This is a genomic window from Sphingobium sp. TomTYG75, assembly GCF_054771635.1.
This window is the reverse complement of sequence record NZ_BSRE01000001.1, coordinates 1,575,657-1,600,206: the sequence shown is the minus strand read 5'-3', so window position 1 is coordinate 1,600,206 and position 24,550 is coordinate 1,575,657. Positions and strand designations below refer to the sequence as shown.

The following is a 24,550-nucleotide window of genomic DNA, read 5'->3' as shown; positions in this document are numbered from 1 at the left end:
GGGAGGGGCCGGGGGTGGGCCTGCGCAACATCTGCTTACTTTAGGGCGCTGGCGATGAAGCTCGCTTCGCTCGCGCCCACCCCTAACCCCTCCCGCCTGCGGGAGGGGAAATAATTAGGTTCTGAACATCAGCTTCATGCCCGTCCTTGGCCTTATCGTCAGGCGGCTGATCGGTTCTGGTTTGAACCCTTCCGGCACGGACAGGCGGTAGCGGCGCAGGACGCTGGCGATCACCGTCATCACCTCCTGCTGGGCGAAGCCTGCGCCGACGCAGACGCGGGGGCCTCGACCGAAGGGGAACCATGCCTGTTTCACCATCTCCGCATTGGCGGGATCGTCGAAGCGATCGGGATCGAAGCTGTGCGGGCAGCCCCAATTATCCTTGTTCCGCTGGGTGAGCCAGGGCGCGACGACCAGCATCGCTCCCTCCTCAAGATTCTTGTCGCGCATCGGCATGGGGCAAGGCACTTCTCTGGGCAAGAAGGCGACGGGGGGATAGAGGCGCAACGTTTCGCGGAAGATGTTGCGGACATGGCCCATGTCCTTGAGCATTGCGGCGGTGAGCGCCTCCTGGTCCGCCAGCGCCACGACTTCGGCGCGCGCGGCATTCTGGATATGGGCGCATTCGGCCAGCATATAGAGCGCCCAGGTCATGGTGCTGGCCGATGTTTCATGGCCCGCGAGGAAGACGGTCGAGACCTGATCCATCACCTGTTGCAGGGTGAAGGGATCGCCGGTTTCGGGATGCTTCGCCTCGATCAGCGACTGGAGAATGTCCTTGTGCGGGGCCTCGCCGCGCTCATGAAAGCCCTGGTAGCGGGCCTCGACGATCGGGCGGAATACGTCGTGGATTGCCTTGGCGGGCTTGAGCGATCGCTGTTCGAACCAGCGCGCGGGAAAGCCATAGAGGCGCAGCATCGATGCGCTGTGGGCGTAGCGCTGGAACTTGCCGAAGGCGTTGTGGATGATGTTGGAGCGATGCTCGTCCAGCGCTTCGGAAAAGAGCGTGCGGAAGATGATGTCGGCCGCGACATGGGTCATCATCGGGTCGATATCGACGGGCTTGGTACGGTCGGCGGCATCGATGCGGGCCAGTAGTTCGTCGGCCGCTGCTACCATCAACGGCATGGACCGGTGCAGCGCGGTGTGGGCGAAGGCCGGGTTCACCATGGCGCGCTGGCTTTCCCAATCCTCGCCATTGGCGGAAAAAACGCTGTTGCCGATCAGGGGCGACAGGTTGCGGACCAGTTCGCGATGCTTGGGGAAGGCGGTGCCGCCGCGCAGCACCTTGTCCACCAGCGGCAATTCGTTCGCGATATACATGATCTGGCCGGGCATGCGGATTTCGCCCAGCTTCATCGTGTAGCTTTTTTCGAACAGCACATGGATCCAGCTATGCCAGCCGCGCAGGAAACGCTTCATCAGGCCGCGCTTGGTCCGGGGCGGCTGTGGATAGGGAGGCGTGAAGGGTTCGGTCACGGGATGGCCCTGAATGCGGCGATGGCTTCGTCAATGGTGCGGCGGCCTGCGGTCAGGCTGACATAGTCGACGGGAGATAGGCGATCGCCGACGCGCAGATAGTCGAAATGCGCTTCATATTTGTTCGACCAGCCGCTGTTATAATTTTCCGGGTCGTAGAAGAGGTGGAAGCGCGGCGAGAGTAGATCGACGCGGGCGGCGCAGCGATCCGATACGAGGCGAATGGGGTGCACGTCGTGATAGGCTGCGCCATCGGGGGGCGCGGAGAAATCGACGAGGCGGAACTGCCCCTCGTTCAACGCCTTCAGGTCGGCATGATACCAGCGCGCGTCCTTGCGCAGGGCGATGACGGGGACGACTTGCCCCAGCGTCAGGGCGGTGAAGTTGTCCGGCAACGGTCTACCCTCGCGCAGCTCCAAGATGCGGCGAAGGACGCTCATGGCGTAGATGGTGCCGTTGCTGTGAGAGGCGAAGATGACTTCGTCCCAGGGTCCGTCCATCTCTTGTAAGATTCGGGCGGCGAAGTGATCGAGGCGAGCGTCCATTTCCTCGCCGGGACCGCGCGCGGCGACGCTGTGGTTGTAGTACATGAAGCGCAGCAGCCAGGGGACAATTAGTTTGTTAAGCAATCTACCGGACAGCAGCGCGCTGATGCCGATGCCGATCAGCGCTGCCGCCCAGAAGGGCATGAGCAGCGACAGCAGCGAGGCGGGGATTAGCGCCACCGCGAGCGGGATCAGGATGGCGAGCAGCGGCGGGTACAGGATGGTGATGACCGGGCCGGGGCGCAGCTTCCTCATCCGCAGGAACTGCATGTGGCGGGCGTGGGCGGCGTAGGTGGCGATCGATCGCCAAGCGAGGAGCAGCGGGTTGCGGATCCAAACCTTGCCGACCAAATCCTCCCAGCGGAGGAATTCATAGTCGGTTTCGACCCCTGCGCTATGGTTGGTGACGGTCCAGATGGCGGACGAGGCCGGGCCTGACCGACGCGCGCTTACCTCCACCTGTTCACCGGAGAGGCGCGCATAACGCTCCGCCTGCTCCCGATAGAGTTGGTGATAAAAACGCACCCCGCGCGGATCGAAACCGCCAAGGTAGAAGACTTTACGCTTGAACTTTTGCACGGCCCTGTTCCACATCGGGCCATGACGACACCCGAACGCGACTACTGCTATTTCATAGATCACCGCAAATACAACCGAAACATCGGCTGCCGGAAACATGACAATGCCTATGGCATCAATGGCGGCGGCAGCGAGCGGGACCGGTGGCGGGCGGATCTGGCCTTTTACCGGCATATGCGAGGCAATGGCGATCCGATGGCGCTGCCTGCGCTTCTCGCCTGCCTCGTCTTTGGTTGGTTCTGCTGGAACTATCATCCGGGCAAGGGGCTGTGGCGGGGACAGCTCTTGCGCCGTTTTGCGAAAGCGCCAAAGTGAGCGGCATGACACAGCAACGCCATGTTTCGATCGGGTCGGTGACGATCGGCAATGACCTTCCTTTCGTCCTGATTTCCGGTCCCTGCCAGATTGAGAGCCGCGATCATGCGCTGATGATGGCGGAAAAGCTGGCGGAGGTAGCGGGAAAGGCAGGCGTGCCGTTCATCTTCAAATCCTCCTTTGACAAGGCGAACCGGACTTCGGTGTCGGGTCAGCGCGGCGTGGGGATCGATGCGGGGCTGGCGATACTGGCCGAGGTGAAGGCACAGTTGGGCTGTCCGGTACTGACCGATGTGCATGAGGCGGGGCAAGTGGAGGCAGCGGCGTCGGCGGTGGATATCCTGCAAATCCCGGCATTCCTTTGTCGCCAGACGGACTTGTTGCTGGCGGCGGGGCGGACGGGCGCTGTAGTGAATGTGAAGAAGGGGCAGTTCCTTGCGCCCTGGGACATGGCGGCGGTGGCACAGAAGGTCGCTTCCACCGGCAATGAGCGGATATTGCTGACCGAGCGCGGCGCGAGCTTTGGCTACAATACGCTGGTCAGCGACATGCGGTCGCTGCCGGTGATGGGTGAGACCGGCTATCCGGTGGTGTTCGATGCCACCCATTCGGTGCAGCAGCCGGGTGGGCTGGGGTCAGCTTCGGGTGGGCAGCGGGAATTTGCGCCCGTTCTGGCGCGCAGTGCGGTTGCGGCGGGCGTCGCAGCGGTGTTTGCCGAGGCGCATGATGATCCGGATCGGGCGCCTTCGGATGGGCCTGTCATGCTGCCGCTGGAGTGGATGGGGATGCTGCTTGGGAAGTTGAAGACTATCGATGAGGTGGTGAAAGGCTGAGTACGCCCCTCTCATTCCCCGTTCGCCTGAGCTTGTCGAAGGTATCCACTTCTTTTGAGCAAAGTGAAGGGCTTCGACAGGCTCGACCCGAACGGTGAGAGGTCGTCCCCTATATCAAGGCCGCGTCTGGCCTGTTCCGCGCACCAGCCATTTGTAGGTGGTGAGGCCTTCCAGCGCCACTGGGCCGCGCGCGTGGAGGCGGCCGGTTGAGATGCCGATCTCCGCGCCAAGGCCGAATTCGCCGCCGTCGGCGAATTGAGTGGAGGCGTTCCACATGACGATCGCGCTATCGACGGCGTTGAGGAAGCGCTCGGCTTTCTCCCCGTCTTCGGTGATGATCGCGTCCGTGTGATGGCTCGCGTGAGCGGCGATATGGGTTAGCGCTTCGTCCAGCCCATCGACCAGCCGCACGGAAACGATGGCGTCGAGATATTCGGTATCCCAATCTTCGTCCGACGCAGCGATGACGCGGGCGTCCATCGCCTGCACCGCCGCGTCCCCGCGCACTTCGCACTTGGCGTCGAGCAGGGCCTTCACGATGGCGGGGGCCGCGCCGAACGCCTTGTCGATCAGCACGGTCTCGGTCGCGCCGCAGATGCCCGTCCGGCGCATCTTGGCGTTGACGATCAGCTTGGCCGCCATGTCCGGATCGGCCGCGCCATCGACATAGCTGTGGTTGATGCCGTCGAGATGCGCGAGCACGGGCACGCGCGCCTCTTCCTGTACGCGGGCAACCAAGCTCTTGCCGCCGCGCGGAACGATGAGGTCGATGAAGTCAGACGCCTTGAGTAATGCGCCAACGGCGGCGCGATCTGTCGTGGGCACAAGCTGCACCGCGTCGGCGGGCAGGCCAGCGGCGGCGATCCCTTCGGCCATGGCGGCGTGGATGGCGCGATTGCTCTCCTTCGCCTCGCTGCCACCACGCAGGATGACGGCGTTGCCCGCGCGCAGGCACAGCGCGGCCGCGTCGGCGGTCACATTGGGGCGGCTTTCATAGATGATGCCGATCACGCCCAAGGGTACGCGGACGCGCGAAAGCTCCATGCCGTTGGGCCGGACCTGCTTGTCGATGACGCTGCCGAGTGGATTGTCGAGGCTGGCGACCTGATCGACGCCAGCGGCCGTTGCCGCCACGCGGGGTTCGTCAAGTCGCAGACGGTCGAGCATGGCTGGCGAAAGACCGTTGGCGGCGGCGTTTTCCACGTCGCGCGCGTTCGCGGCAAGGATTTGCGGCGCCTGATCCCGAAGCGCCTGAGCGGCCCGGCGCAGGGCGTCGATCTTCTGCGCGTCACTTGCGCTGGCCAGCGTTGCGGCAGCGGCGCGGGCGCGCGCGCCCATTGAGGCAATCAGCATTTCGGGAGTCTGGGTCAGGTCATTCATCTGGTCGAGCCTTTCGCCCGCGCCCTTAGCATGAAAGCGTCGTGGGACGAAAGGCGCTGACAGCTACCAATGGTAGCCTCGGCCTACATTAGGCAGAGTGTTTTGCTCGAAAACTCTACTCCGTTCGGGCTGAGTCTGTCGAAGCCGCTTTCTTCTCTTCAAAAGAAGAAAAGCCCTTCGACAGGCTCAGGGCGAACGGGTGTTGGGATGATCTATTATGTCCCTAAGCGGCCTGCGCCAAGCTTTCCGCCTTCAGCGCGCGGAAGGTGCGGCAGGGCGGAATGTTGCGCCATTCGACCCGCTCGGCGATCTGGTTGAACTGCCCGGTGAGCAGCCGACGTACGAAGGCAGAATATTGATAGACCAGAAACTCGCCGCCGGGTCGCAACGCCCGGTGCGTTTCCGCGCAGATGAGTTCGCCCACCCCTTCCGGCAACGTGGAGAAAGGAATTCCCGAGAGGATATAATCGGCCTGCCGGTGTCCGGCCTCAACAATGAAGCGGCGTACGTCCGCCGCCGATCCATGCACGACCCGCAGGCGGGGATCGTCGATCTGCGCTTCGAGCCATGCGACGAAGTCAAGGTTAAGATCAATCGCCACCAGTTTCGCGTCCGGGTGCATGCGCTCCAGGATCGGGCGGGTGAAGGTGCCGACGCCCGGCCCATATTCCACGAACAGGCGCGTATGCTGCCAATCCACCCGGTCCAGCATGCTGTTCACCAATGCAGCCGAAGAGGGGATCACGGAACCGATCATCCCGGGATGCTTCACGAACTGGCGGAAAAACATGCTCCACTGACCCAGGAATGACGCCGGATCTGCTTTTTTCTTCAAGGGAATGGAGGCCATCAATACTCGCCTGTTTGCCTTCACGTCTGGGCCTTGCAAATATCGGCAAGCCTGGCAAGCCGCTTTGCATGCTGGCGGGCATATTGCCCGGCCATGGGTAAGCGAACGCGCGGACTGCGGATGGGTTCAATCCGCAATCCGCTAGCCCTTGTTAAGATTGCGATTCGCGGGATCGGAGCATCCCCGGCGCCACAAAGCCGATCGGGTCTACCCGCATGGCGCTCTGCTTCAGCTGGGATTGAATCTTTTCATATTCATGCTCCATTTCCGGCGTCACCGACGCGCGGGTTTCCTCCAGCGCCTCATTGAAATGCGCCTGCTCGACCCGCTCCACCGACAGGGATTGGCGCAGCGCGACCAGACCGGCGCGGCGGACCAGATCTTCCAGGTCCGCGCCCGTGAACCGCTCCGTCCGCTCCGCCAGATCGTCAAGGTCGACATCCTCACCCAGCGGCATCTTGCCGGTATGGATTGTCAGGATGCGCCTGCGCCCTGCCTTGTCGGGCACCGGGACATAGATGAGCTCGTCGAAGCGGCCCGGCCGCAGCAGCGCGGGGTCGATCAGCGTCGGCCGGTTGGTCGCGCCGATGACGATCACCGATTGCAGTTCCTCCAGCCCGTCCATTTCGGCAAGGATGGTGTTCACCACCCGCTCCGTCACCGCCGGTTCGCCAAGCCCGCCGCCACGCGCGGGGACAAGGCTGTCCAGCTCATCGATGAAGATGACCGTGGGCGCCACCTGCCGCGCTCGGGCGAACAGGCGTGCGATCTGCTGTTCGCTTTCGCCATACCATTTGGACAGCAGATCGCTTGATTTGGTCGCGATGAAGTTCGCCTGAGCCTCCCGTGCGACCGCCTTGGCCAGCAGCGTCTTGCCGGTGCCGGGCGGGCCATAGAGGAGGAAGCCCTTGGCAGGACGGATGCCGATGCGGCGGAAAGCGTCGGGGTCCTTGAGCGGCAGCTCGACCCCTTCCTTGAGGCGCATCTGCGCTTCGTCGAGGCCGCCAATGTCGGACCAGCCGATATTGGGCGCCTGCACCATCACCTCGCGCATGGCCGATGGCTGGACGCGCTTGATCGCCGCCATGAAGTCTTCGCGCGTGACGGATAGCTCCTCCAGCACGTCGGGCGGGATGATCCCTTCCTCCAGATTGAGGCGCGGCATGAAACGGCGCACCGTCTCGATCGCCGCCTCCCGCGTGAGCGCCGCCAGATCCGCGCCAACAAAGCCATAGGTCATCCGCGCGAGTTCACCAAGATCGACGCCTTCGGCCAGCGGCATGCCGCGGGTATGGATGCCCATGATCTCACGACGCCCACGCTCATCGGGAACGCCGACGATGATCTCGCGGTCGAAGCGGCCCGGGCGGCGCAACGCCTCGTCGATCGCCTCTGGCCGGTTGGTTGCGGCGATGACGACCAGATTGGTACGCGGCTCCAGCCCGTCCATTAGGGTCAGTAGCTGGGCCACCAGCCGCTTTTCGGTTTCGCCGGTCACGCTGCCGCGCTTGGGCGCGATCGAATCGATCTCGTCTATGAACAGGATCGAGGGGGAGGACTTGGCCGCTGCCTCGAATATTTCGCGCAGCTGCTTTTCCGATTCGCCATAGGCCGAACCCATGATCTCCGGCCCGTTGATCAGGAAGAACTCAGCCTCCGATTCATTGGCGACGGCGCGGGCGAGGCGCGTCTTGCCCGTTCCCGGCGGGCCATGGAGCAGCACGCCCTTGGGCGGGTCGACGCCCAGCCGTTCGAACAATTCAGGGTAGCGGAGCGGCAGCTCCACCATTTCGCGCAGTTGGTCGATCGCTTCAGCCATGCCGCCCACATCGTCATAGGTGACATCGGCGCGCCGGGACTCCTTGGGCTCCTCATATTCGGCGCGCAGGTCAATCTCGGTATCGGCGTCGATCTGCACGTACCCCTTGGGCACGGTGGACACGACGACGAGCCTGATTTCCTGAAGCGCGTAGGCCGGCGCGGCGAGCATCTGGCGCAATTGCGGGGGCATATCGTTTGGCGGGACCTGCTGTTGGCCTGCCGTCGCAACGATGTCGCCAGCCGCGAGCGGACGCTGGAAGAAAACACGCTTCAACGCTTCCGGATTGCCCTGAAGTCGCAGATTATTTTGTGCAGGCGCGAACACAACCCGCTGCGCGGGGCGCGGCTCGATCTTGGTTATATGCACGAAATCGCCCGATCCGACCCCCGCATTGGCGCGCTGCAACCCGTCGAGACGAAGGACATCGAGCCCCTCATCTTCCTTGTAAGGGCGGACCACGCGGGCAGGCGTCGACCGCTTCCCCGCGATCTCGATCACGTCGCCCTCGGACAGATGAAGTTCCGCCATTACCGCCAGCGGAATGCGCGCAAGCCCGCGTCCTGCGTCTTCGGGTCGCGCATTTGCTACCTGAATTCGGCGTTCCGCGCTTTCCTGTTCGGCCATTGCCATCCCCATTCTTGTCACTGCGTAACGAGATAGGAAACGCCAGTCGCCAAGGAAAGGGGCCAGCGATCATGACAGGCCGGGACAAAAAAAAGGGCCGACCCGAAGGCCAGCCCGAAAAGTTTTAGGAGAGGATGCCTGAAAGGCCTTTCCTATGTGCGGTGCAGCATGATATTTTGCAATTGCGAAAAGAACTAGACAGTTGCAAAATTTGCATCTTACCGGTTGACGCTTTTTCATGCTGGTGAAAAGAGGATGACTTGGGATAGGCCGCTCAACCTTCGAAGCGTACCGATGACGCGTCGCAACAGAGTTATGGCTTAGCTACAGATCGATTATGCGCAGACTGCCGCCCCTTACCGCCCTTGAGGCCTTTGTTCAGGTAGCCCGTCTTGGCTCGGTCAAGGCTGCGGCTGAAGAACTGGCGCTGTCCACGCCCGCGCTCAGCCGCCGCGTTCAGGCGCTGGAACGATTCATCGGCCGCCCTCTGTTCGACCGCAAGCATCAGGCGCTGGAAATCAATGCCGATGGCCAGAAGCTGCTCGACGATATCGCGCCAGCGCTGGATTCGCTGAGCCAGGCGCTGGAGAATATTCAGAGCGGCGGCAACCAGCTTCGGCTGCGCCTCGCGGTGATGCCGTTGTTCGCGACGCAGCGGCTGTTCCCCCATCTGGGCGCGTTGCGGCAGAAGCATCCGCAATTGCACATCGACATCGAAACGACGCCGCATGCGGTCGCGCGACTGGGCGAAGGGCTAGACGCCGCCATCGTGCTTGCGAAGGATATCGACCCGGCGCTCTATGCCCATGAGCTGGATCATGACGAAGTTTATCTGATCGGCCGCAAGGCGCTGCTCGAATCGCCGCAGAAGATCGCGACTCCCGCGGACCTGGCGGAGCACACCATCCTGCTTCATCGCGACATGAACCTTTCGTTCGAGGCGTGGAAGGAAGCGGTGGGGTTGCCGGACCTGCAACCGCTCGCGATCGACAATTATGATTCGGGCCAGTTGATGCTGGAGGCGGCGGCGCAGGGCCTGGGCGTCGCGGTGATGCATGCGAGCCACTTCAAGGAAGCGGACGACGCACGCCTCGTTCGCCTGTTCCCCGAAACGCGGGTGGAAAGCCCCTATCGCTATTATTTCGTCTGTCGGCCCCGCGCCTTGCAGACACGCGCGGTGCGCATTTTCCGCGACTGGCTGATCGCGGCGGATATCTGATCGACGCCAATATTGTCGGTGGATCGGGGGGCTGGGCGTTTTTTTGATTCCCGCGCTCTTAACCTTAGTCAGTTCGGTCCGTTATTACCGGCATGACTGGGGCATCATCATCCGCAAACGCGCAGCACGGCCTGGCCGATCGACTGACTCGATGGGCTCGCGGCCTGTCGGGCAAACCGGACGCAGAGGAAGAGACGGACGAAGCTGAACCCCAGCGCGCCCGTTCTGGCAGCACCGCGCATCGCGAGATCAATCGGCGCCGCAAGCTGTATGACGAGATCGGCAATTTCCTGTTCGCGCACGACCTTGACCTGACGCCGCTAAATTTCGGCGTCGCGCATGATTATCTGACCGGATCGCAGATCGGCGTGGAAAAGGCGATTAAGGCAGTGCTGGCGGAGCGTGGCAAGATCAGCAACAGCTGGGTCGAAGAAATCGTGGCGGAGCAGCGTGGGGACGAGGTGACGCCCGAGGCGCTGTCCACGATGCTGGCGAAGGTCGAGGAGAATCTCTCCGAATTCACCGGCCTGATGACCGAATCGCGCAATTCCGCGAAGGATTATGGCGCGGCGCTGCAGGAAGAAGTGAAGGGCCTTGCCGCTGGCGCGAAAAATGAACCCGTCCTCGCGCGGCTGGTAGCCCTTACGCGGTCCATGGTCGAAAAGACCCGTCAGGTCGAAGGGCAGCTACGCCAGAACCAGAAGCAGAATCATGCGCTGCGCTCCAGCCTTGCCAATGCGCGGCGGGCGGCAGAGCATGACCATCTGACGGGCCTGCCCAACCGGCGCGCTTTTGAAAGCACATTGCGAGAAGAGGTGGCGATGGCCCGGAAGGAAGGCCAGCCGCTGGCCGTCGCCTTCTGCGATATCGATCATTTCAAGGTGATCAACGATACGCACGGCCATGACACGGGCGACCGCGTGCTGAAGTTCGTCGCGGGGCTGCTGGCCAAGGCAAGTAATGACCAATGCCATGTCGCGCGGCACGGCGGCGAGGAATTCGTCATGCTGTTTCGCGGCAAGACGGCGGCGGAGGCGTGCGAGGCGGTGGACGATGTCCGGCGGGACCTTGCCACGCGCAGCCTGGTCAACCGCACCAATGGCGAGCGCATGGAACGAGTCAGCTTTTCGGCGGGCGTTGCCAATGTGCTGGCCCATGACGATCCACGCGCGGCGCTGAAGGCGGCCGACCGGGCGTTGTATCTGGCCAAGGAGCATGGCCGGAACCGCGTCTATCTCGCGGTTGAGGGCGAATGACTCCCTAAAAATCCGGCTTTTCATAATGGGGCGGCGGGGTAATGACCTCCATCCGCTCCGACAGCAGGGGCCGGAAGGACGGGCGCGACTTGAAGCCTGCATACCAGCGCTTCACCGTCTCATGTCCAGCCCAGTCTATGCCGCCCAGATAGTCCGCGACTGAAAGGTGCGCGGCCGCCGCGATGTCGGCAAGGCTCATCGTGCCACCCGCCATCCAGCTGCGGTGATCGAGCAGATAATCCATATAATCCATATGGACATTGGCGCGCTTCATCGCCTCGCGCAGCACCCGCGCATCGGGTGGCGCGCGTTCGATCAGCCGTTTCTTCATCCGCTCATGCAGCAGCGGGCCGACGACGTCGCCGTAGAAATTCTGGTCGAAAAAGGCGACGAGCCGCCGCACCTCCGCCCGGCCCGCAGCCGTGCCGGAGATCAGCGGGAATTTCTCGACCGTCTCCTCGAAATATTCGCAGATCGCCTGGCTGTCGATCAGCGTCGATCCCTTTTCCTGATCAACCATGACGGGCGTCGTCCCGGCGGGGTTGAGATCCAGAAACTCGTCGCGCGCTTCCCAGGGCGATTCGCGTACCAGATCATAGCCGATCCCCTTTTCGCCAAGCAGCAGGCGCACCTTGCGGGAGAAGGGACAAAGCGGGAATTGGAAGAGCTGCCACATGGCTTCCTGTTAAGCGGAGGCGGCGCCTGCGAAAAGCGGCAAATTGGGTGGCCCTTGCTTTAATGCGCGGCGAAAATGGTGGAAACTTTGGCGGCACCGGAACGATCCGGGCTTCCGATGATCGCCTCTACCCTCTAGAGGGGCAGGCAACGCACAGGAAAGGATACTCGATGTCTGACGATTTTTTCCCGGTATCCAAGGAATGGGCCGCTTCGGCGCTGCTCGACCGGGATGGGCGTGAGGCAGATTATCAGCGGTCGATCAACGAGCCGGCATCCTACTGGCTGGAGCGCGCAAAGCGCCTGGATTGGCTGACTTTCCCCAGCAAGACGGACGAAAGCAGCTTCGACGAAGCGGATTTCGGCGTGAAATGGTTTGCCGACGGCGTGCTGAACGTCAGCGCCAACTGCATCGACCGGCATCTGGCCGAACGGAGCGATCAGACCGCGATCATCTGGGAACCGGACTCGCCCGATGCCGAGCCGCGCCGCTACACCTATGCTGAGGTGCATGAGGAAGTCTGCCGCTTCGCCAATGTGCTGAAAGCTGCGGGCGCGAAGAAGGGCGACCGCGTCACCGTCTATCTGCCGATGATCCCGGAGGCGGCGTTCGCCCTGCTCGCCTGTGCGCGGATCGGCGCGATCCATTCGGTCGTCTTTGGCGGCTTCTCGCCCGAGGCGCTGGCGGGACGGATCATCGATTGCGATTCCAACATCGTCATCACCGCCGACGAAGGCCGCCGCGCGGGCAGACAAGTGCCGCTCAAGGCCAATGTCGATGCCGCGCTCAAGGATTGCCCAAGCGTCAAAAAGGTCGTGGTGGTGCAGGCGACCGGCAGCGCCATCGCCATGCAGGAAGGCCGCGACCTGTGGCTGCATGAGGAAGCCGCGAAGGTCTCAGCCGACTGCCCGCCCGAGCCGATGAATGCGGAAGACCCGCTGTTCATCCTCTATACTTCGGGTTCGACCGGCAAGCCCAAGGGCGTGCTGCACACGACCGGCGGCTATCTGCTGTGGGCCAGCCTTACCCATGAGCTTTGCTTCGATTATCGCCCAGGTGACATATACTGGTGCGCCGCCGACATCGGTTGGGTCACCGGGCACAGCTATATCGTCTATGGCCCGCTCGCGAACGGCGCGACGACGCTGATGTATGAGGGCGTGCCCAACTATCCGACGCCTAGCCGCATCTGGGAAGTGGTCGACCGGCATCAGGTTCAGACGATCTTCACCGCGCCCACCGCCCTCCGCGCGTTGATGAAGGAGGGCGACGAGTTTGTGCGCTCCACCAGCCGCAAGTCGCTGCGCCTGCTGGGCACCGTGGGCGAGCCGATCAACCCCGAGGCGTGGCGCTGGTATCATCATGTCGTGGGTGAGGATCGCTGCCCGATCATCGATACCTGGTGGCAGACGGAAACGGGCGCGGCGATGATCGCGCCTATGCCGGGGGCCACTGACCTGAAGCCGGGTTCGGCAACGCTGCCGATGCCGGGCGTGATCCCGCAGATCGTCGATAGCGAGGGGAAGGTGCAGGAAGGAGCGGCGGAGGGCAATCTGGTCATCGCCGGAAGCTGGCCGGGTCAGATGCGCACCGTCTGGGGCGATCATGAGCGCTTTTTCCAGACCTATTTCACCACATTCCCCGGCAAATATACGACCGGCGACGGCGCGCGCCGCGATGCCGACGGATATTATTGGATCACCGGCCGCGTCGATGATGTGATCAACGTGTCCGGCCACCGCATGGGCACGGCCGAGGTCGAAAGCGCGCTGGTGCTGCACGAAGCGGTCGCCGAAGCGGCTGTGGTTGGCATGCCCCATGACATCAAGGGCCAAGGCATCTACGCCTATGTCACGCTGAACAGCGGCGAGGAGCCGAGCGAGGAATTGCGCAAGACGCTGATCGCCTGGGTCCGCACCGAGATCGGCCCGATCGCCACGCCCGACGTCATCCAGTTCGCCCCCGGCCTGCCCAAGACCCGCTCCGGCAAGATCATGCGCCGCATCCTGCGCAAGATCGCGGAAGGCGAGGTGTCGGCGCAGGCTCTGGGCGACACAAGCACCCTTGCCGATCCTTCGGTGGTGGATAATCTGGTCGCCAACCGTCACGGATAAAGCGCCAAGGATCAGGAGACGCCGGTGGAACGATACAGCCTGGTTGCCCGCACGTTGCATTGGGTCATGGCGATCCTGATCCTATTCAACCTGTGGCTGGGACTGGCGCATGACTCCCTGCCGCGCGATTGGCAGGTGATGCCGGTGCATAAATCGGTCGGCCTCACCGTGCTGGCGCTGGCGATCCTTCGGCTGGTCTGGCGTCTGACCCATCGGCAAACGCCTTTGCCTGAGGGTTTGCCCGCCTGGGAAAGGCTGGCCGCGAAGGTTACGCACTACACATTCTATGCCTTCATGCTGCTGGTGCCCCTCACCGGCTGGATCATGAGTTCGGCGGGGAAATGGCCGCTCAACTGGTTCTTCCTGTTCGATGTGCCGAAATTTGCGGTGACGAAGGATGACGCGATCGTTGGCTTTTCCGCCGAGGCGCATGAGATATTCGCCTTCGCCTGGATCGCGCTCCTCGTCCTGCATGTCGCGGCGGCGCTGCGCCATCACTTCATCCTGAAGGATGACGTGATGCGGCGGATGTGGGGGTAAGCTCTTCGTCGTCACCCAGCGAAAGCTGGGGTCCAAGCGAGATGCCAGTTTTCACTGGCATGACGGAAAAACTTAGACGAGTTCCCCGATCAGCAGCTTGGGCAGCGCGCCGGATTCGCCGCGTGCCTCCGCCATGAAGCGGTTCTTGAGCATCGGTGTGCGCTGTACGGCGGCGAGGCCGAAGCGGCGGACGGCTGAAGGAATGCGGCCGGGTACATCGAACAGCCGGACGAGACCGTCCATGGCAACGCTGACGGACATCGCGTCCAGCCCGCGCCAACGCTGGTAGCGTGCCATCAACTGCGCGTCGCCCGGATCAAGGCCGAGGCGTATGCCATCGACAAGGACCTCCACCAGCGCGGCGACGTCGCGGAAGCCGAGGTTCAGGCCCTGCCCGGCAATCGGATGGATCGCGTGCGCACTGTCACCGACCAGCGCCAGCCGAGTGTCGGTGATCCGCGCGGCATGGTGGAAGCCGAGCGGGTAGCTGGAACGCGGCCCGGCCAGCGATATTTCGCCCAGGAAACCGCCCATGCGCTTCTGTGCTTCGGCGAGCCATGCCCGCTCGGACAATTTCAGCATCACCGGCGCCTGCTCGGTCGGCACGGTCCACACGATCGCCGATCGCGTGCCCGGCAGCATCGGCAGCAGCGCGAAAGGGCCACCGGGATAGAAAATCTCGTAGGCCGTGTTGGCGTGCGGCACCTCATGATCGATCGCCGTCACCATGGCGGTATGCTTATATTGCCAGCGGGTTGTGCGGATGCCCGCCGCTTCGCGCGTCGGGCTGTTCCGGCCCTCGGCCGCGACCAGAAGCGCGCCGTGCAGGACCTGCCCACTGGCGAGCGTCAGGCTGACGCCATCGGCATTGCGATCGACATGGATGGCGCGGTCTGGCTGGAAGCGGGTGAGATTTTCCGCTTTCTCCGCTGCCTGAGCCAGGGCGACGCGCAGGTCGCGATTAGGGAACATGATCCCCATGACCCCATCGTCGGCATCGGGTGCGAAGTCGAGCGCACCCGGCTCTAACCCGTCGCTGACCCAGATGCGGTCGATGGGGCAGCCCTTCCCTTCCAGCAATGCGGCAACACCGATCGCGGACAGCATCGCATGGCTGGTCGAGGAAATGGCCGAGACGCGCCCGTCGAAACCGACTGCGCTGGTTTCGACCGGATCAGCAGGATCGATGACGGCGCAACGCACCCCATGACCGGAAAGCGCGATGCCTAGGGTCAGCCCGACAAGGCCCCCGCCCAAGATGACGACGTCAAAACGTTGCATGCAAGCTATCTAGGCGCTTGGCGGCCGATTGGGAAGCGTGACGAACCCCGATCAAAGAGTGCTGAGTCACATTGGTTCGCGCAGAGGCGCAGAGGACGCGGAGGTTTTTCTCTCTCTGCGACCTCTGCGCCTCTGCGCGAATAATCTATCCACATCCCCCGTTCGGGGGCGAGGGGTTCGCTGCCTTAAAGCTTGCGCACCCAACCAGCGGGGTCCGCAACCGTTCCGCGCTGGATGCCAGTCAGCTCGGCGCGCAGGGCTTCGGTCACGATGCCGCCGTCGCCATTGCCGATGGTGAAGTCGCCATCGACGCTCTTCACCGTGCCGATCGCCGTCACGACCGCAGCGGTGCCGCAGGCGAACGCCTCGCGCAGCTTGCCGCTAGCCGCATCGTCGCGCCATTGCGCAAAGCTATAGGGTTCTTCGCGCACCTCATGCCCCTTGGCGCGGGCGAGGGTGATGATGCTGTTGCGAGTGATGCCGGGCAGGATCGTGCCCGACAGCGGCGGGGTGACGATCGACCCGTCATCCATCACGAAGAAGACGTTCATGCCGCCCAGTTCCTCGACCCACTTATGCTCGGCGGCGTCGAGGAAGACGACCTGATCGCAGCCATGCCTGGTCGCTTCGGACTGCGCGACCAAGCTCGCCGCATAATTGCCGCCGCATTTGGCAGCGCCCGTGCCGCCCTTCGCCGCGCGGGTAAAATGTTCCGACACCCAGAGCGTGACGGCCTTCTTGCCGCCCTTGAAATAGGCCCCTGCGGGCGAGGCGATGACGCAGAAGATATATTCCGCAGCGGGCCGCACGCCCAGGAAGCTCTCGCTCGCGAACATGAAGGGGCGCAGATAGAGGCTGCCTTCGCCGGTGGGTATCCACGCGGCGTCGATCTTCACCAGTAACTCGACAGCCTCCAGGAAAATGTCTTCGGGCAGGACAGGCATCGCCATGCGTTCCGCCGATTCGGCGAAGCGGCGGGCATTTTCTTCCGGGCGGAACATGGCGATGCTGCCATCCTCAAGCCGGTAGGCCTTCATGCCTTCGAAGATTTCCTGCGCATAGTGCAGAACGGCGCAGGCAGGATCGAGTTGGAACGGCTCACGCGGTCCGACGGCATGGCTGTGCCACCCCTGCCCCTCGGTATAGCGGATCGTCACCATATGATCGGTGAACAGGCGGCCAAAGCCGGGGTCCTCCAGCATTACCGCGCGCTGGTCAGCCGCCACAGCCTTGCTGCTCGGGTTGACAGTAAAGCGCGACTTCTGCTGGACGTCCATGATCAATGCTCCTCTAGTAGGACCGGCCGCCTATGTCACAAACGGCTGGCCGAAACAATGGGTCATGATTACTGTCCAATTTGTTCCGGTTTCGAAAGGGCCGCTCGTTACCTGCTGGCATCTTGGCGCAGCGCTGCGGCGCGCTTATGCCCTCAACCATGCACTTCTTTTCGGACAATGCGACCCCGGTCTGCCCGCAAGTAATGGCTGCGATGGCGGCGGCTGATCTGGCTGACCACGGCTATGATGGCGACGCGTGGAGCGCGCGGATGGACGGCGCCTTTTCAGACCTGTTCAGCACCCCGGTTCGGGCGCTGTGGGTGGCGACCGGCACGGCGGCGAACAGCATCGCGCTTGCCTGCCTCTGCCCGCCCTATGGCGGCATCCTCTGCCATGAAGAATCGCACATCATGGTCGATGAATGCGGGGCGCCGGGCTTCTACACCCATGGTGCGAGCCTGATGAGTTTGCCGGGAGATGGCGCAAAGCTCTCGCCTGACACGCTGACCGAACGATTGCAGGGGATACGGCCGGACGTGCACCAGATTCCGGCCCGTGCGATCAGCATAACCCAGGCGAGCGAATATGGCCGCGTCTATACGCCGGAGGAGGTCGCCGCGATCGGGGATGTGGCGCGGGGCCATGATCTTGGCCTGCACATGGACGGCGCCCGCTTTGCCAATGCCGTGGCGCATCTGGGTTGCCATCCGGGTGATGTGTCGTGGCGGGCTGGCGTCGATGTGCTGACATTCGGCTGCGTCAAGAATGGCGGCATGGTGGGCGAAGCGCTGCTCTTCTTTGGTCCGCAGGCAGATGCGCGTGCGGCCGAAGCGGCACGATGGCGCAAGCGCGGCGGGCATCTGCTGTCCAAGGGCCGCTATCTTGCCGCGCAGATATTGGCGATGCTGGAGGATGAGCTGTGGCTGACCAACGCCCGCGCCGCCAATGCCGCCGCTGCCGCGCTGGCGGGGGCTGTGCCGGATCGACTGCTCCACGCCGTGGAGGCCAATGAGTTGTTCATCCGCCTCTCTCCTGCCGAGGCAGCGGGTCTGCGTGCGCAAGGCTTCGATTTTTACGACTGGGGCGAAGGGGCTGCGCGCCTCGTTACCAACTGGGCCCAGGATGCTGCGGCGGTCCAGCCACTCGCCGATGCTCTTAAGGCTCTGGCATGAGCGTATCGTCCGAGGCGCGGGGCGGCGTCATCCTGCCCTTCCTACTCGTCACGCTGATCTGGAGTTCGACCTGGATCGTCATTCGCGATCAGTTGGGCGCGGTGCCGCCGAGCTGGTCAGTCTGCTACCGCTTCCTGCTGGGCGCGGCGGGCATGGCGTTGTTCGCGATGATCCGCCGAGTGCCCTTGCGGTTGCCACCGGAGGGGATCGCCTTTGCGGGCGCATTGGGCGTGGCGCAGTTCGTGCTCAACTTCAACTTCGTCTATCGGGCAGAACATTATTTGACCTCAGGCGTCGTCGCGACGGTCTATGCGCTGCTGCTGATCCCCAACAGCGTCCTCGCCTGGATCGCCTTTCGCCAGCCGGTCAGCCGCGCCTTCGTCCTGGGGTCGCTGGTGGCGATTGCGGGGATCATGTTGCTGCTGTTGCGCGAATATCGCGCGGCGCCGGTGTCGGCCGAAGCCGTGCTGGTCGGCATCGGGCTCAGCGTCGCGGGGCTGCTCAGCGCATCCACGGCGAATGTCATGCAGGGTATGCAGATCGCCCGCCGCCTGCCGATGGCGGCGGTGCTCACCTGGGGCATGCTGATCGGCAGCGCGGTCGATGCGGCTTATGCGTTGGTGACCGTGGGACCGCCAGTGATCGAGTGGCGCGCGGGTTATCTGTTCGGCATCGCTTGGCTAGGCATTGCGGGGTCGGTGGTGACCTTCCCGCTCTATTTCCAGCTTATTCAGCGAGTGGGACCGGGGCGGGCCGCTTATAGCAGCGTACTTATTCCCGTTATCGCCATGCTGATTTCCACGCTGTTCGAGGATTATCGCTGGTCCACGCTGAGCGCGGTAGGCGCGGTGCTCGCGGTGGCTGGCATGGTGATCGCGCTGCGGGCGAAGACGGCGTAAGGCTGTTTCTATCACCCCAACCGTTCGGGCTGAGCCTGTCGAAGCCCTTCCCTTCTCCAAGAACAAGTAGAACCCTTCGACAGGCTCAGGTGGGACGGGAACGGGAGGAAGCGATGCTTGCTTCCCGATCGACGCCTTAACGGCGAACCCGCGGCTCATAATGACGCTTCGCCGCATTTACCCTGTCGATCAGGCTGGCGAGCGATTGCGGCGCGGGATTGGCGGTTTCGGGCATCGCCAGGCGGCTCATGCGCTGACTCAGCGCGGCGAAGTTGCGGTCGATCCGTTCCATGGCGAGAAGTCCTTGGCGTAAGCTGTGGGACCATCCATGGGGCGCTTTGGTTAACGCCGCGTAAGCGATGCGGTGACCTGAGTCATCTCGCCCCGGCGAGGCAGGTGGCAAGGCCTTCGTGATAGGTGGGATAGCGCGGCGCCCAGCCCAGGAGCCGCTTGGCCCGGCCGTTCGCCACCCGCCGATTTTCCGCATAGAAGGATAGCGCCATGGGCGACAGATGGGCCTCGTCCAGCGTCAGCAGCGGCGGAAGCGGTGCGCCCAGCATGGCGCAGGCCGCCTCGATCAGCCGGTTTTGCGCGCAGGGCAGGTCGTCGGCCAGATTATAGGTGCCCGGCGGCCCGTCGAAGGAGGCGATGATGCCGCTCACGATGTCATCGACATGGGCGCGGCTGAAAATCTGATCGGGCAGGTCGATCCGGTGCGCCTTGCCTTCGCGTACACGCTCGATCGCCGACCGGCCGGGGCCGTAGATGCCTGGCAGGCGGAAACAGCGCATGTCCTCGCGAAGCCCGCGCCAGTCGCTGTCCGCCTGAACCCGCGCGGCGCGGCGGCCCGAGCCGATGGGGCTCGCTTCGTCCACCCAGGCGCCCGCAGCATCGCCGTAAACGCCGGTCGAGGACAGATAGCCGCTCCAGAGGGCCGCGGCGGCAGCGATCGACGCGCCATAGCGGGTGAGCACAGGGTCGGCCTCGCCTTCCGGAGGGACGGAAGAGAGGATGTGGGTCGCTTTGGCGATGCTGGCGCGCACGGCATCGTCGTCATCGAAGGCGAGTGAATCGGCATCGGCAGCCCGGCGAACGCCTGTCACGTCCCACCCCTCGCCGCGCAGTCGGGCGGCAAGGCGGGAGGCGGTGTAGCCCATGCCAAGGATCAGCATGTGGGGAATAAGCGACGCTCCGTTCGTTTCGAGCGAGTCGAGAAACTTTCAGGACAGCCCTACCCGGTTCTCGACTTCGCTCGAACCGAACCGGGACGACTGCTAGACCGTGAAGCTTTCGCCGCAGCCGCAGCTGCCCTTGGCATTGGGATTGTTGAAGACGAACCCTGCGGTGAAGTCATCCTCCACCCAGTCCATCGTCGATCCCACCAGATAGAGGACCGACGCGCCGTCAATGTAGAAGGTGCCGCCCGGCGTTTCGATCTTCTCGTCGAACTTCGCTTCCTCGGTCACATAGTCCACCGAATAGGCAAGGCCCGAGCAGCCGCGGCGTGGCGTGGACAGCTTGACGCCGATCGCCCCTTCGGGAGCTTGGCGCATCAGGTCGGCGATGCGCGCTTCCGCGTTGGGCGTCAGGATGACAGCGGCGGGCCGGGCACGGGTCTTGGTGGTCGTCTCGGTCATTCTTCGTTCTCCTCCCCTCCCGCTGGCGGGAGGGTCAGGGTTCCGCGCGAAGCTCGCTGCGCTCGCGCCACCCCTTGGTCCCCTCCCACCTGCGGGAGGGGAGATGGTTAGAGCATCCCTAGTTCGAGCTTGGCCTCGTCGCTCATCTTCTGCGGGTCCCATGGCGGATCCCAGACCAGATTGACCTGCGCATCGCCCACGCCCGGCACCGCGCCGACGCGCAGTTCGACTTCACCCGGCATGGATTCGGCCACCGGGCAATGCGGCGTGGTGAGCGTCATCGTGACGACGACATGGCCGTCCTCGGTGACGTCGACGCCATAGATCAGGCCGAGGTCATAGATGTTCACCGGGATTTCCGGGTCGTAAATTTCCTTCAGCGCGTCGATGACGCCATCATAGAGACTGCCGCCCGGCTCACCGACAGGCGTTTGCGCGGGCTTCTGTGCGAGGAAGCCGTCCAGATAGTCGCGCTGGCGCGGGGCGGCATCCGCTGCGGTCTCCTCCACACGCGCCTTGGGCGGTGCGTCCACGGCATCCACCTCTTCCACCAGAATCTGCCGTTCCCCGGAATTTGCCTCAGTCATTGGCGAAGATCTTCCTCACTCGCTCTATGCCCTTGACGAGGGCATAGACATCGCCCTCATCGCTATAAATGCCGAAACTGGCCCGGGCCGTCGCTTCGACGCCCAGATGGCGCATCAGCGGCTGGGCGCAATGATGCCCGGCGCGGATCGCAACACCCGTTTCGTCCAATATGGTGCCGACGTCGTGCGGATGCACCCCCTCAACTTCGAAGGAAAGGATGCCCGCGCTGTCCTCCGGGCCAAAAACGCGCACGCTGTTCAGGCTCTCCAGCGCCACCCGCGCCTTGGCCACCAGCATGCATTCATGGGCATGGATCGCGTCGAGCCCGATCGCCTGCACATAGTCGATAGCGGCGGACAGGCCGACGACACCGGTGATATGCGGTGTCCCCGCCTCGAACCGGGTCGGTGCAGGGGCGTAGGTGGTCTTTTCGAAGGTCACCTTGTCGATCATCGACCCGCCACCCTGATAGGGCGGCATGGCGTCGAGCAATTCCTTGCGGCCCCACAGCACGCCAATGCCGGTCGGGCCGTAAAGCTTGTGCGCGGAAAAGACGTAGAAATCGCAATCGAGCGCCTGCACATCCACGGCAAGGCGGGGCACGGCCTGGCAACCGTCGACCAATATCTTCGCGCCTACGCCATGCGCGATGTCGGCGGCGCGGCGAACATCAAGCACGCTGCCCAGCACGTTAGACACATGGGCAAGCGCGACCAGCTTGTGTGCAGGCGTGATCATCGCCTGCATGGCGTCGAGGTCGATCTGGCCGTCGGCGGTGAGCGGCACGACATCGATCTGCGCGCCAACCTTCTCAGCCACGATCTGCCAGGGCACGATATTGCTATGATGCTCCAGCATCGACAGCAGGATGCGGTCGCCTGCCTTGAGCTGCGTTCCGGCCCAGCTGTGCGCGACGAGGTTGATGCCCTCAGTCGCGCCACGGACGTAGACGATCTCGCTATCAGACGCAGCGCCGATGAATTGGGCCACCTTGCGGCGGGCGGCTTCATAGGCGAGCGTCATGTTGGCGGAGCGCTCATAGACGCCGCGATGGACCGTCGCATAGTCCGGGCCATAGGCGCGGGCGATGGCGTCGATGACGGCGTTGGGCTTCTGCGCGGTGGCGGCGCTGTCGAGATAGTGCCAGCTGCCGACACCGGGGAAGTCATCCCGCAACTGCAAACCTCCGTTCGGCTGTTGAGTCTGGTCGGTCATACCAGCGTCTCCAGCTTGGCGATCGCAGCGGCTTCGAGGCTGTCCTTGACCGCCTCATCGGCCACGTCGTCGAACACGCCAGCGACGAAGGCCTTCAGCAGCAGCGTCTTGGCGGTGGCCGGGTCCATGCCCCGGCTCGCCATGTAAAACAGAGCCTGACGGTCCAGTTCACCCACGGTCGCGCCATGGGCGCATTTCACGTCGTCGGCGTAGATTTCCAGTTCCGGCTTGGCATTGGCCGTGGCGGTGCGGTCGAGCAGCATCGCCTTCACCGACTGGAAAGCGTCCGTTCGCTGCGCATCGCGCGCGACATTGATCGAGCCGAGATAGCTGCCCGTTGCGCGCTGGCCGAGGATCGAGCGGATCGTCTGCCCGCTGGTCGCGTCCGGCTCGGCATGGGTGACTTTGGTGATGATCTCCAGCACCTGATCCCCGCCGCCGATGATCGCACCGTTCAGTTCGAAATGACTCCCCTTGCCCAGCGTCACCGCGAAGGTCACGCGGCCCAACTTGCCGCCGATGTTGAGCACATGAAAATCGCAGCGCGCGCCGTCCGCGATGGTGATGACATAATCATGCACCACCGCCGCGCCCTCGCCCGCATCCTGCAACAGATGGTGGCGCGACGTTTGTCCGGCCGCGACATCGATGCGCGTCGGCGCGGGCGTCGGCCAGATCGAGGCGACAGCTTCCAAGTCGCTATAGCGCCATTCTTCCGCCTTGCGCGTGGGAAGGGTGAGCGTCGTCACGCCGCAACCACCTCCGCATAGCCTTCGCGCTCCAGTTCCAGTGCGAGTTCCGGCCCACCGGACTTCACGATCCGGCCGCCAGCCAGCACATGGACATAGTCCGGCTTCACATAATCGAGCAGGCGCTGATAGTGGGTGATCAGCAGCACCGCCTTGTCAGGCTTGCGCATGATGGCATTGATGCCCGCGCCCACGATCTTGAGCGCGTCGATGTCGAGGCCGGAATCCGTTTCGTCGAGGATCGCCAGCTTGGGATCGAGGATGCCCATCTGCACCATTTCCGCGCGCTTCTTCTCGCCGCCGGAAAAGCCGACATTCACCGGACGCTTCAGCATCTCCATGTCGAGGCCGAGCAGCGCTGCCTTTTCCTTGGCGAGCTTGATGAACTCGCCGCCATTCAGTTCCTTCTCTCCGCGCGCGCGGCGCTGCGAATTGAGGCTCTCGCGCAGGAATTGGAGGTTGGACACGCCGGGGATTTCGACGGGATACTGGAAGCCCAGGAACAGCCCAGCAGCGGCGCGCTCATGCGGGTCCATGCTGAACAAGTTCACACCGTCCAGAGATGCCGTGCCGCCGGTGACTTCATAGTTCGGACGGCCGCCGAGCGTGTAGGCCAGCGTGGATTTGCCAGCGCCGTTCGGCCCCATGATCGCATGAATTTCCCCCGCCTTGATGGAGAGCGAGAGGCCCTTCAGGATCGCCTTGCCGTCGATTTCGTTGGTCAGGTTCTCAATCGTCAGCATTTGTTATCCCTTGTGCGCGCGCTGAAGCGTCCGCGCGGTCCAGAAGGCCATGTCGCGCACATCGCCCGGCGCGGGGAAAAGCGTGTCGATATGGCGCTTGATCGGCATATAGGGCCACCAGTCGGCGCTAGGCTCGGGCGAACCCTTTTCCAAAAGGCCGGTCACGAACTCTGTCACCGGACCCATGCGGGCGAGGTTGGGCGCCTTTGCCTTGTGGAAAGCCTTGTCGGTCCTCAGCTTCTCGGTGAAGGCGACGTCGCCTTTCTCCAGCGCGGCGCGGCATTCGGCCTGATAGGCGTCGAGATCGCCGAAATCCTTGGCGGCGCGGGCCTGAAGCTCGCCCTCTTCCAGCTCATAATCCTCGGTCAGGATGCGGATCGCGGCGGTCCATGACTGGCCATTGGTCACATCCTCCGCGAAATCGGCGAGAGCATCCTGGATATCGTCTTCGTCGCTCAAGAGTGGGCTTCCTCTGAAAGCCCCTTCCCTTCAGGGGAGGGGTTGGGGTGGGGGCTGTGCCAGCGATCCGGCGCGCCGTCCAAGATGGCCAGCAACCGTTCGCACACGCCTTCAATATTTGTCATCACGTCATGGTTTGAGAAGCGCACGACTTGATAGCCGAGTTGGGACCGAGAGAGTTTCGCCCAAAGACGCTTTTCAGGCTCTGTCGGCTCACGACGCAGCTCGCGGGCGAAGCCATCCAACTGAGCGAGATGCCCAGCCGACAGCCCCCACCCCCGGCCCCTCCCCTGAAGGG

25 protein-coding genes are annotated in these 24,550 nt (G+C 63.5%); 8 read left to right on the top strand and 17 right to left on the bottom strand.

The genetic code is table 11. From position 1 onward, the window contains the following. Nucleotides 1-114 precede the first annotated feature (114 nt). Together ACYU81_RS08085 and ACYU81_RS08080 are read right to left on the bottom strand one after the other, a co-directional pair. Entirely contained in the window at nt 115-1,479 is a 1,365-nt protein-coding gene (locus tag ACYU81_RS08085; RefSeq protein ID WP_460987147.1) for a cytochrome P450, read from the bottom strand. After that, complete coding sequence (locus tag ACYU81_RS08080; RefSeq protein WP_460987146.1) at nt 1,476-2,603, bottom strand: tudor domain-containing protein; 1,128 nt, start codon at nt 2,601-2,603, stop codon at nt 1,476-1,478. Before ACYU81_RS08080 ends, ACYU81_RS08085 begins: the two co-directional genes overlap by 4 nt. Before the next feature lie 21 nt (nt 2,604-2,624). Between ACYU81_RS08080 and ACYU81_RS08075 the strand changes: the two genes are divergently transcribed. Both ACYU81_RS08075 and kdsA read left to right on the top strand, forming a co-directional pair. Beyond that, complete coding sequence (locus ACYU81_RS08075; protein ID WP_449470727.1) at nt 2,625-2,918, top strand: hypothetical protein; 294 nt, start codon at nt 2,625-2,627, stop codon at nt 2,916-2,918. Nucleotides 2,919-2,923: 5 nt separating this feature from the next. Continuing rightward, a complete protein-coding gene (gene kdsA, locus ACYU81_RS08070) occupies nt 2,924-3,751 on the top strand; it encodes a 3-deoxy-8-phosphooctulonate synthase (RefSeq protein ID WP_460987145.1) in 828 nt (275 codons plus the stop codon). Between the two features lie 114 nt (nt 3,752-3,865). On the opposite strand, the gene ACYU81_RS08065 is transcribed toward kdsA, so the two are convergent. The 3 genes from ACYU81_RS08065 to ACYU81_RS08055 all read right to left on the bottom strand — a co-directional run bounded on the left by ACYU81_RS08065 (nt 3,866) and on the right by ACYU81_RS08055 (nt 8,427). Continuing rightward, a complete protein-coding gene (locus tag ACYU81_RS08065; RefSeq protein WP_460987144.1) occupies nt 3,866-5,131 on the bottom strand; it encodes a glutamate-5-semialdehyde dehydrogenase in 1,266 nt (421 codons plus the stop codon). A 223-nt stretch (nt 5,132-5,354) separates the two neighbouring features. Continuing rightward, nucleotides 5,355-5,981, bottom strand: a complete 627-nt coding sequence (locus tag ACYU81_RS08060; protein ID WP_460987143.1) for a class I SAM-dependent methyltransferase — start codon at nt 5,979-5,981, stop codon at nt 5,355-5,357. Between the two features lie 151 nt (nt 5,982-6,132). Next, the gene (locus ACYU81_RS08055; RefSeq protein WP_460987142.1) at nt 6,133-8,427 is read right to left on the bottom strand and encodes a CDC48 family AAA ATPase; all 2,295 of its coding nucleotides are present in this window, start codon (nt 8,425-8,427) and stop codon (nt 6,133-6,135) included. Between the two features lie 337 nt (nt 8,428-8,764). Between ACYU81_RS08055 and ACYU81_RS08050 the strand changes: the two genes are divergently transcribed. Next, the gene (locus ACYU81_RS08050) at nt 8,765-9,646 is read left to right on the top strand and encodes a LysR substrate-binding domain-containing protein (protein WP_449470721.1); all 882 of its coding nucleotides are present in this window, start codon (nt 8,765-8,767) and stop codon (nt 9,644-9,646) included. A gap of 92 nt (nt 9,647-9,738) precedes the next feature. Then, entirely contained in the window at nt 9,739-10,902 is a 1,164-nt protein-coding gene (locus ACYU81_RS08045) for a GGDEF domain-containing protein (protein ID WP_460987141.1), read from the top strand. A 4-nt stretch (nt 10,903-10,906) separates the two neighbouring features. Here the strand turns inward: ACYU81_RS08045 and ACYU81_RS08040 are convergent, their stop codons facing one another. Then, nucleotides 10,907-11,578, bottom strand: coding sequence for a glutathione S-transferase family protein (locus tag ACYU81_RS08040; protein WP_196225035.1), 672 nt, complete (start codon nt 11,576-11,578; stop codon nt 10,907-10,909). Between the two features lie 170 nt (nt 11,579-11,748). Here ACYU81_RS08040 and acs point away from each other — a divergent pair, with 170 nt between their 5' ends. Beyond that, on the top strand, nt 11,749-13,692 hold the full coding sequence (gene acs, locus ACYU81_RS08035) for an acetate--CoA ligase (RefSeq protein ID WP_460987140.1): 1,944 nt from the start codon (nt 11,749-11,751) through the stop codon (nt 13,690-13,692). A 24-nt stretch (nt 13,693-13,716) separates the two neighbouring features. Next, complete coding sequence (locus ACYU81_RS08030) at nt 13,717-14,232, top strand: cytochrome b (RefSeq protein WP_449470716.1); 516 nt, start codon at nt 13,717-13,719, stop codon at nt 14,230-14,232. A gap of 72 nt (nt 14,233-14,304) precedes the next feature. Here the strand turns inward: ACYU81_RS08030 and ACYU81_RS08025 are convergent, their stop codons facing one another. Both ACYU81_RS08025 and ACYU81_RS08020 read right to left on the bottom strand, forming a co-directional pair. Further along, nucleotides 14,305-15,513, bottom strand: a complete 1,209-nt coding sequence (locus tag ACYU81_RS08025; RefSeq protein WP_460987139.1) for an FAD-dependent monooxygenase — start codon at nt 15,511-15,513, stop codon at nt 14,305-14,307. Nucleotides 15,514-15,698: 185 nt separating this feature from the next. Further along, nucleotides 15,699-16,790, bottom strand: coding sequence for a branched-chain amino acid aminotransferase (locus ACYU81_RS08020; RefSeq protein WP_460987138.1), 1,092 nt, complete (start codon nt 16,788-16,790; stop codon nt 15,699-15,701). 158 nt (nt 16,791-16,948) lie between these two features. On the opposite strand from ACYU81_RS08020, the gene ACYU81_RS08015 reads away from it, so the two are divergent. Together ACYU81_RS08015 and ACYU81_RS08010 are read left to right on the top strand one after the other, a co-directional pair. Continuing rightward, nucleotides 16,949-17,962 (top strand): threonine aldolase family protein, encoded by a 1,014-nt coding sequence (locus ACYU81_RS08015; RefSeq protein WP_460987137.1) that lies wholly within the window; start codon nt 16,949-16,951, stop codon nt 17,960-17,962. Next, on the top strand, nt 17,959-18,861 hold the full coding sequence (locus ACYU81_RS08010; RefSeq protein WP_460987136.1) for a DMT family transporter: 903 nt from the start codon (nt 17,959-17,961) through the stop codon (nt 18,859-18,861). The genes ACYU81_RS08015 and ACYU81_RS08010 overlap by 4 nt, the downstream gene beginning before the upstream one ends. A gap of 136 nt (nt 18,862-18,997) precedes the next feature. On the opposite strand, the gene ACYU81_RS08005 is transcribed toward ACYU81_RS08010, so the two are convergent. The 9 genes from ACYU81_RS08005 to ACYU81_RS07965 all read right to left on the bottom strand — a co-directional run bounded on the left by ACYU81_RS08005 (nt 18,998) and on the right by ACYU81_RS07965 (nt 24,497). After that, nucleotides 18,998-19,153 carry a hypothetical protein gene (locus ACYU81_RS08005; RefSeq protein ID WP_460987135.1) on the bottom strand — a complete coding sequence of 52 codons (156 nt, stop codon included), beginning with the start codon at nt 19,151-19,153 and terminating at the stop codon, nt 18,998-19,000. Nucleotides 19,154-19,235: 82 nt separating this feature from the next. Next, entirely contained in the window at nt 19,236-20,042 is an 807-nt protein-coding gene (locus tag ACYU81_RS08000; RefSeq protein WP_460988141.1) for a Rossmann-fold NAD(P)-binding domain-containing protein, read from the bottom strand. 93 nt (nt 20,043-20,135) lie between these two features. Continuing rightward, nucleotides 20,136-20,498: a HesB/IscA family protein gene (locus tag ACYU81_RS07995; RefSeq protein WP_196225027.1), complete on the bottom strand. Its 363-nt coding sequence runs from the start codon at nt 20,496-20,498 to the stop codon at nt 20,136-20,138. 107 nt (nt 20,499-20,605) lie between these two features. Continuing rightward, complete coding sequence (locus tag ACYU81_RS07990; protein WP_460987134.1) at nt 20,606-21,085, bottom strand: SUF system Fe-S cluster assembly protein; 480 nt, start codon at nt 21,083-21,085, stop codon at nt 20,606-20,608. Beyond that, nucleotides 21,078-22,301 carry a cysteine desulfurase gene (locus ACYU81_RS07985; RefSeq protein ID WP_460987133.1) on the bottom strand — a complete coding sequence of 408 codons (1,224 nt, stop codon included), beginning with the start codon at nt 22,299-22,301 and terminating at the stop codon, nt 21,078-21,080. Before ACYU81_RS07985 ends, ACYU81_RS07990 begins: the two co-directional genes overlap by 8 nt. Next, nucleotides 22,298-23,050 carry a SufD family Fe-S cluster assembly protein gene (locus ACYU81_RS07980; protein ID WP_460987132.1) on the bottom strand — a complete coding sequence of 251 codons (753 nt, stop codon included), beginning with the start codon at nt 23,048-23,050 and terminating at the stop codon, nt 22,298-22,300. Before ACYU81_RS07980 ends, ACYU81_RS07985 begins: the two co-directional genes overlap by 4 nt. After that, nucleotides 23,047-23,793, bottom strand: a complete 747-nt coding sequence (sufC, locus tag ACYU81_RS07975) for a Fe-S cluster assembly ATPase SufC (RefSeq protein WP_196225023.1) — start codon at nt 23,791-23,793, stop codon at nt 23,047-23,049. Before sufC ends, ACYU81_RS07980 begins: the two co-directional genes overlap by 4 nt. A gap of 3 nt (nt 23,794-23,796) precedes the next feature. After that, nucleotides 23,797-24,252, bottom strand: a complete 456-nt coding sequence (locus ACYU81_RS07970; protein WP_460987131.1) for a hypothetical protein — start codon at nt 24,250-24,252, stop codon at nt 23,797-23,799. Beyond that, nucleotides 24,249-24,497 carry a DUF559 domain-containing protein gene (locus tag ACYU81_RS07965; RefSeq protein WP_460988140.1) on the bottom strand — a complete coding sequence of 83 codons (249 nt, stop codon included), beginning with the start codon at nt 24,495-24,497 and terminating at the stop codon, nt 24,249-24,251. Before ACYU81_RS07965 ends, ACYU81_RS07970 begins: the two co-directional genes overlap by 4 nt. Nucleotides 24,498-24,550: the final 53 nt, after the last annotated feature.

Excerpts from the sequence above, each read along its gene's own strand:
- ACYU81_RS08075 (WP_449470727.1), top strand. The coding sequence starts at position 2,625 with ATGACGACACCCGAACGCGACTACTGCTATTTCATAGATCACCGCAAA.
- kdsA (WP_460987145.1), top strand. The coding sequence starts at position 2,924 with ATGACACAGCAACGCCATGTTTCGATCGGGTCGGTGACGATCGGCAAT.
- ACYU81_RS08065 (WP_460987144.1), bottom strand. The coding sequence starts at position 5,131 with ATGAATGACCTGACCCAGACTCCCGAAATGCTGATTGCCTCAATGGGC.
- ACYU81_RS08060 (WP_460987143.1), bottom strand. The coding sequence starts at position 5,981 with ATGGCCTCCATTCCCTTGAAGAAAAAAGCAGATCCGGCGTCATTCCTG.
- ACYU81_RS08055 (WP_460987142.1), bottom strand. The coding sequence starts at position 8,427 with ATGGCCGAACAGGAAAGCGCGGAACGCCGAATTCAGGTAGCAAATGCG.
- ACYU81_RS08050 (WP_449470721.1), top strand. The coding sequence starts at position 8,765 with ATGCGCAGACTGCCGCCCCTTACCGCCCTTGAGGCCTTTGTTCAGGTA.
- ACYU81_RS08045 (WP_460987141.1), top strand. The coding sequence starts at position 9,739 with ATGACTGGGGCATCATCATCCGCAAACGCGCAGCACGGCCTGGCCGAT.
- ACYU81_RS08040 (WP_196225035.1), bottom strand. The coding sequence starts at position 11,578 with ATGTGGCAGCTCTTCCAATTCCCGCTTTGTCCCTTCTCCCGCAAGGTG.
- acs (WP_460987140.1), top strand. The coding sequence starts at position 11,749 with ATGTCTGACGATTTTTTCCCGGTATCCAAGGAATGGGCCGCTTCGGCG.
- ACYU81_RS08025 (WP_460987139.1), bottom strand. The coding sequence starts at position 15,513 with ATGCAACGTTTTGACGTCGTCATCTTGGGCGGGGGCCTTGTCGGGCTG.
- ACYU81_RS08020 (WP_460987138.1), bottom strand. The coding sequence starts at position 16,790 with ATGGACGTCCAGCAGAAGTCGCGCTTTACTGTCAACCCGAGCAGCAAG.
- ACYU81_RS08015 (WP_460987137.1), top strand. The coding sequence starts at position 16,949 with ATGCACTTCTTTTCGGACAATGCGACCCCGGTCTGCCCGCAAGTAATG.
- ACYU81_RS08010 (WP_460987136.1), top strand. The coding sequence starts at position 17,959 with ATGAGCGTATCGTCCGAGGCGCGGGGCGGCGTCATCCTGCCCTTCCTA.
- ACYU81_RS08005 (WP_460987135.1), bottom strand. The coding sequence starts at position 19,153 with ATGGAACGGATCGACCGCAACTTCGCCGCGCTGAGTCAGCGCATGAGC.
- ACYU81_RS07995 (WP_196225027.1), bottom strand. The coding sequence starts at position 20,498 with ATGACCGAGACGACCACCAAGACCCGTGCCCGGCCCGCCGCTGTCATC.
- ACYU81_RS07990 (WP_460987134.1), bottom strand. The coding sequence starts at position 21,085 with ATGACTGAGGCAAATTCCGGGGAACGGCAGATTCTGGTGGAAGAGGTG.
- ACYU81_RS07985 (WP_460987133.1), bottom strand. The coding sequence starts at position 22,301 with ATGACCGACCAGACTCAACAGCCGAACGGAGGTTTGCAGTTGCGGGAT.
- sufC (WP_196225023.1), bottom strand. The coding sequence starts at position 23,793 with ATGCTGACGATTGAGAACCTGACCAACGAAATCGACGGCAAGGCGATC.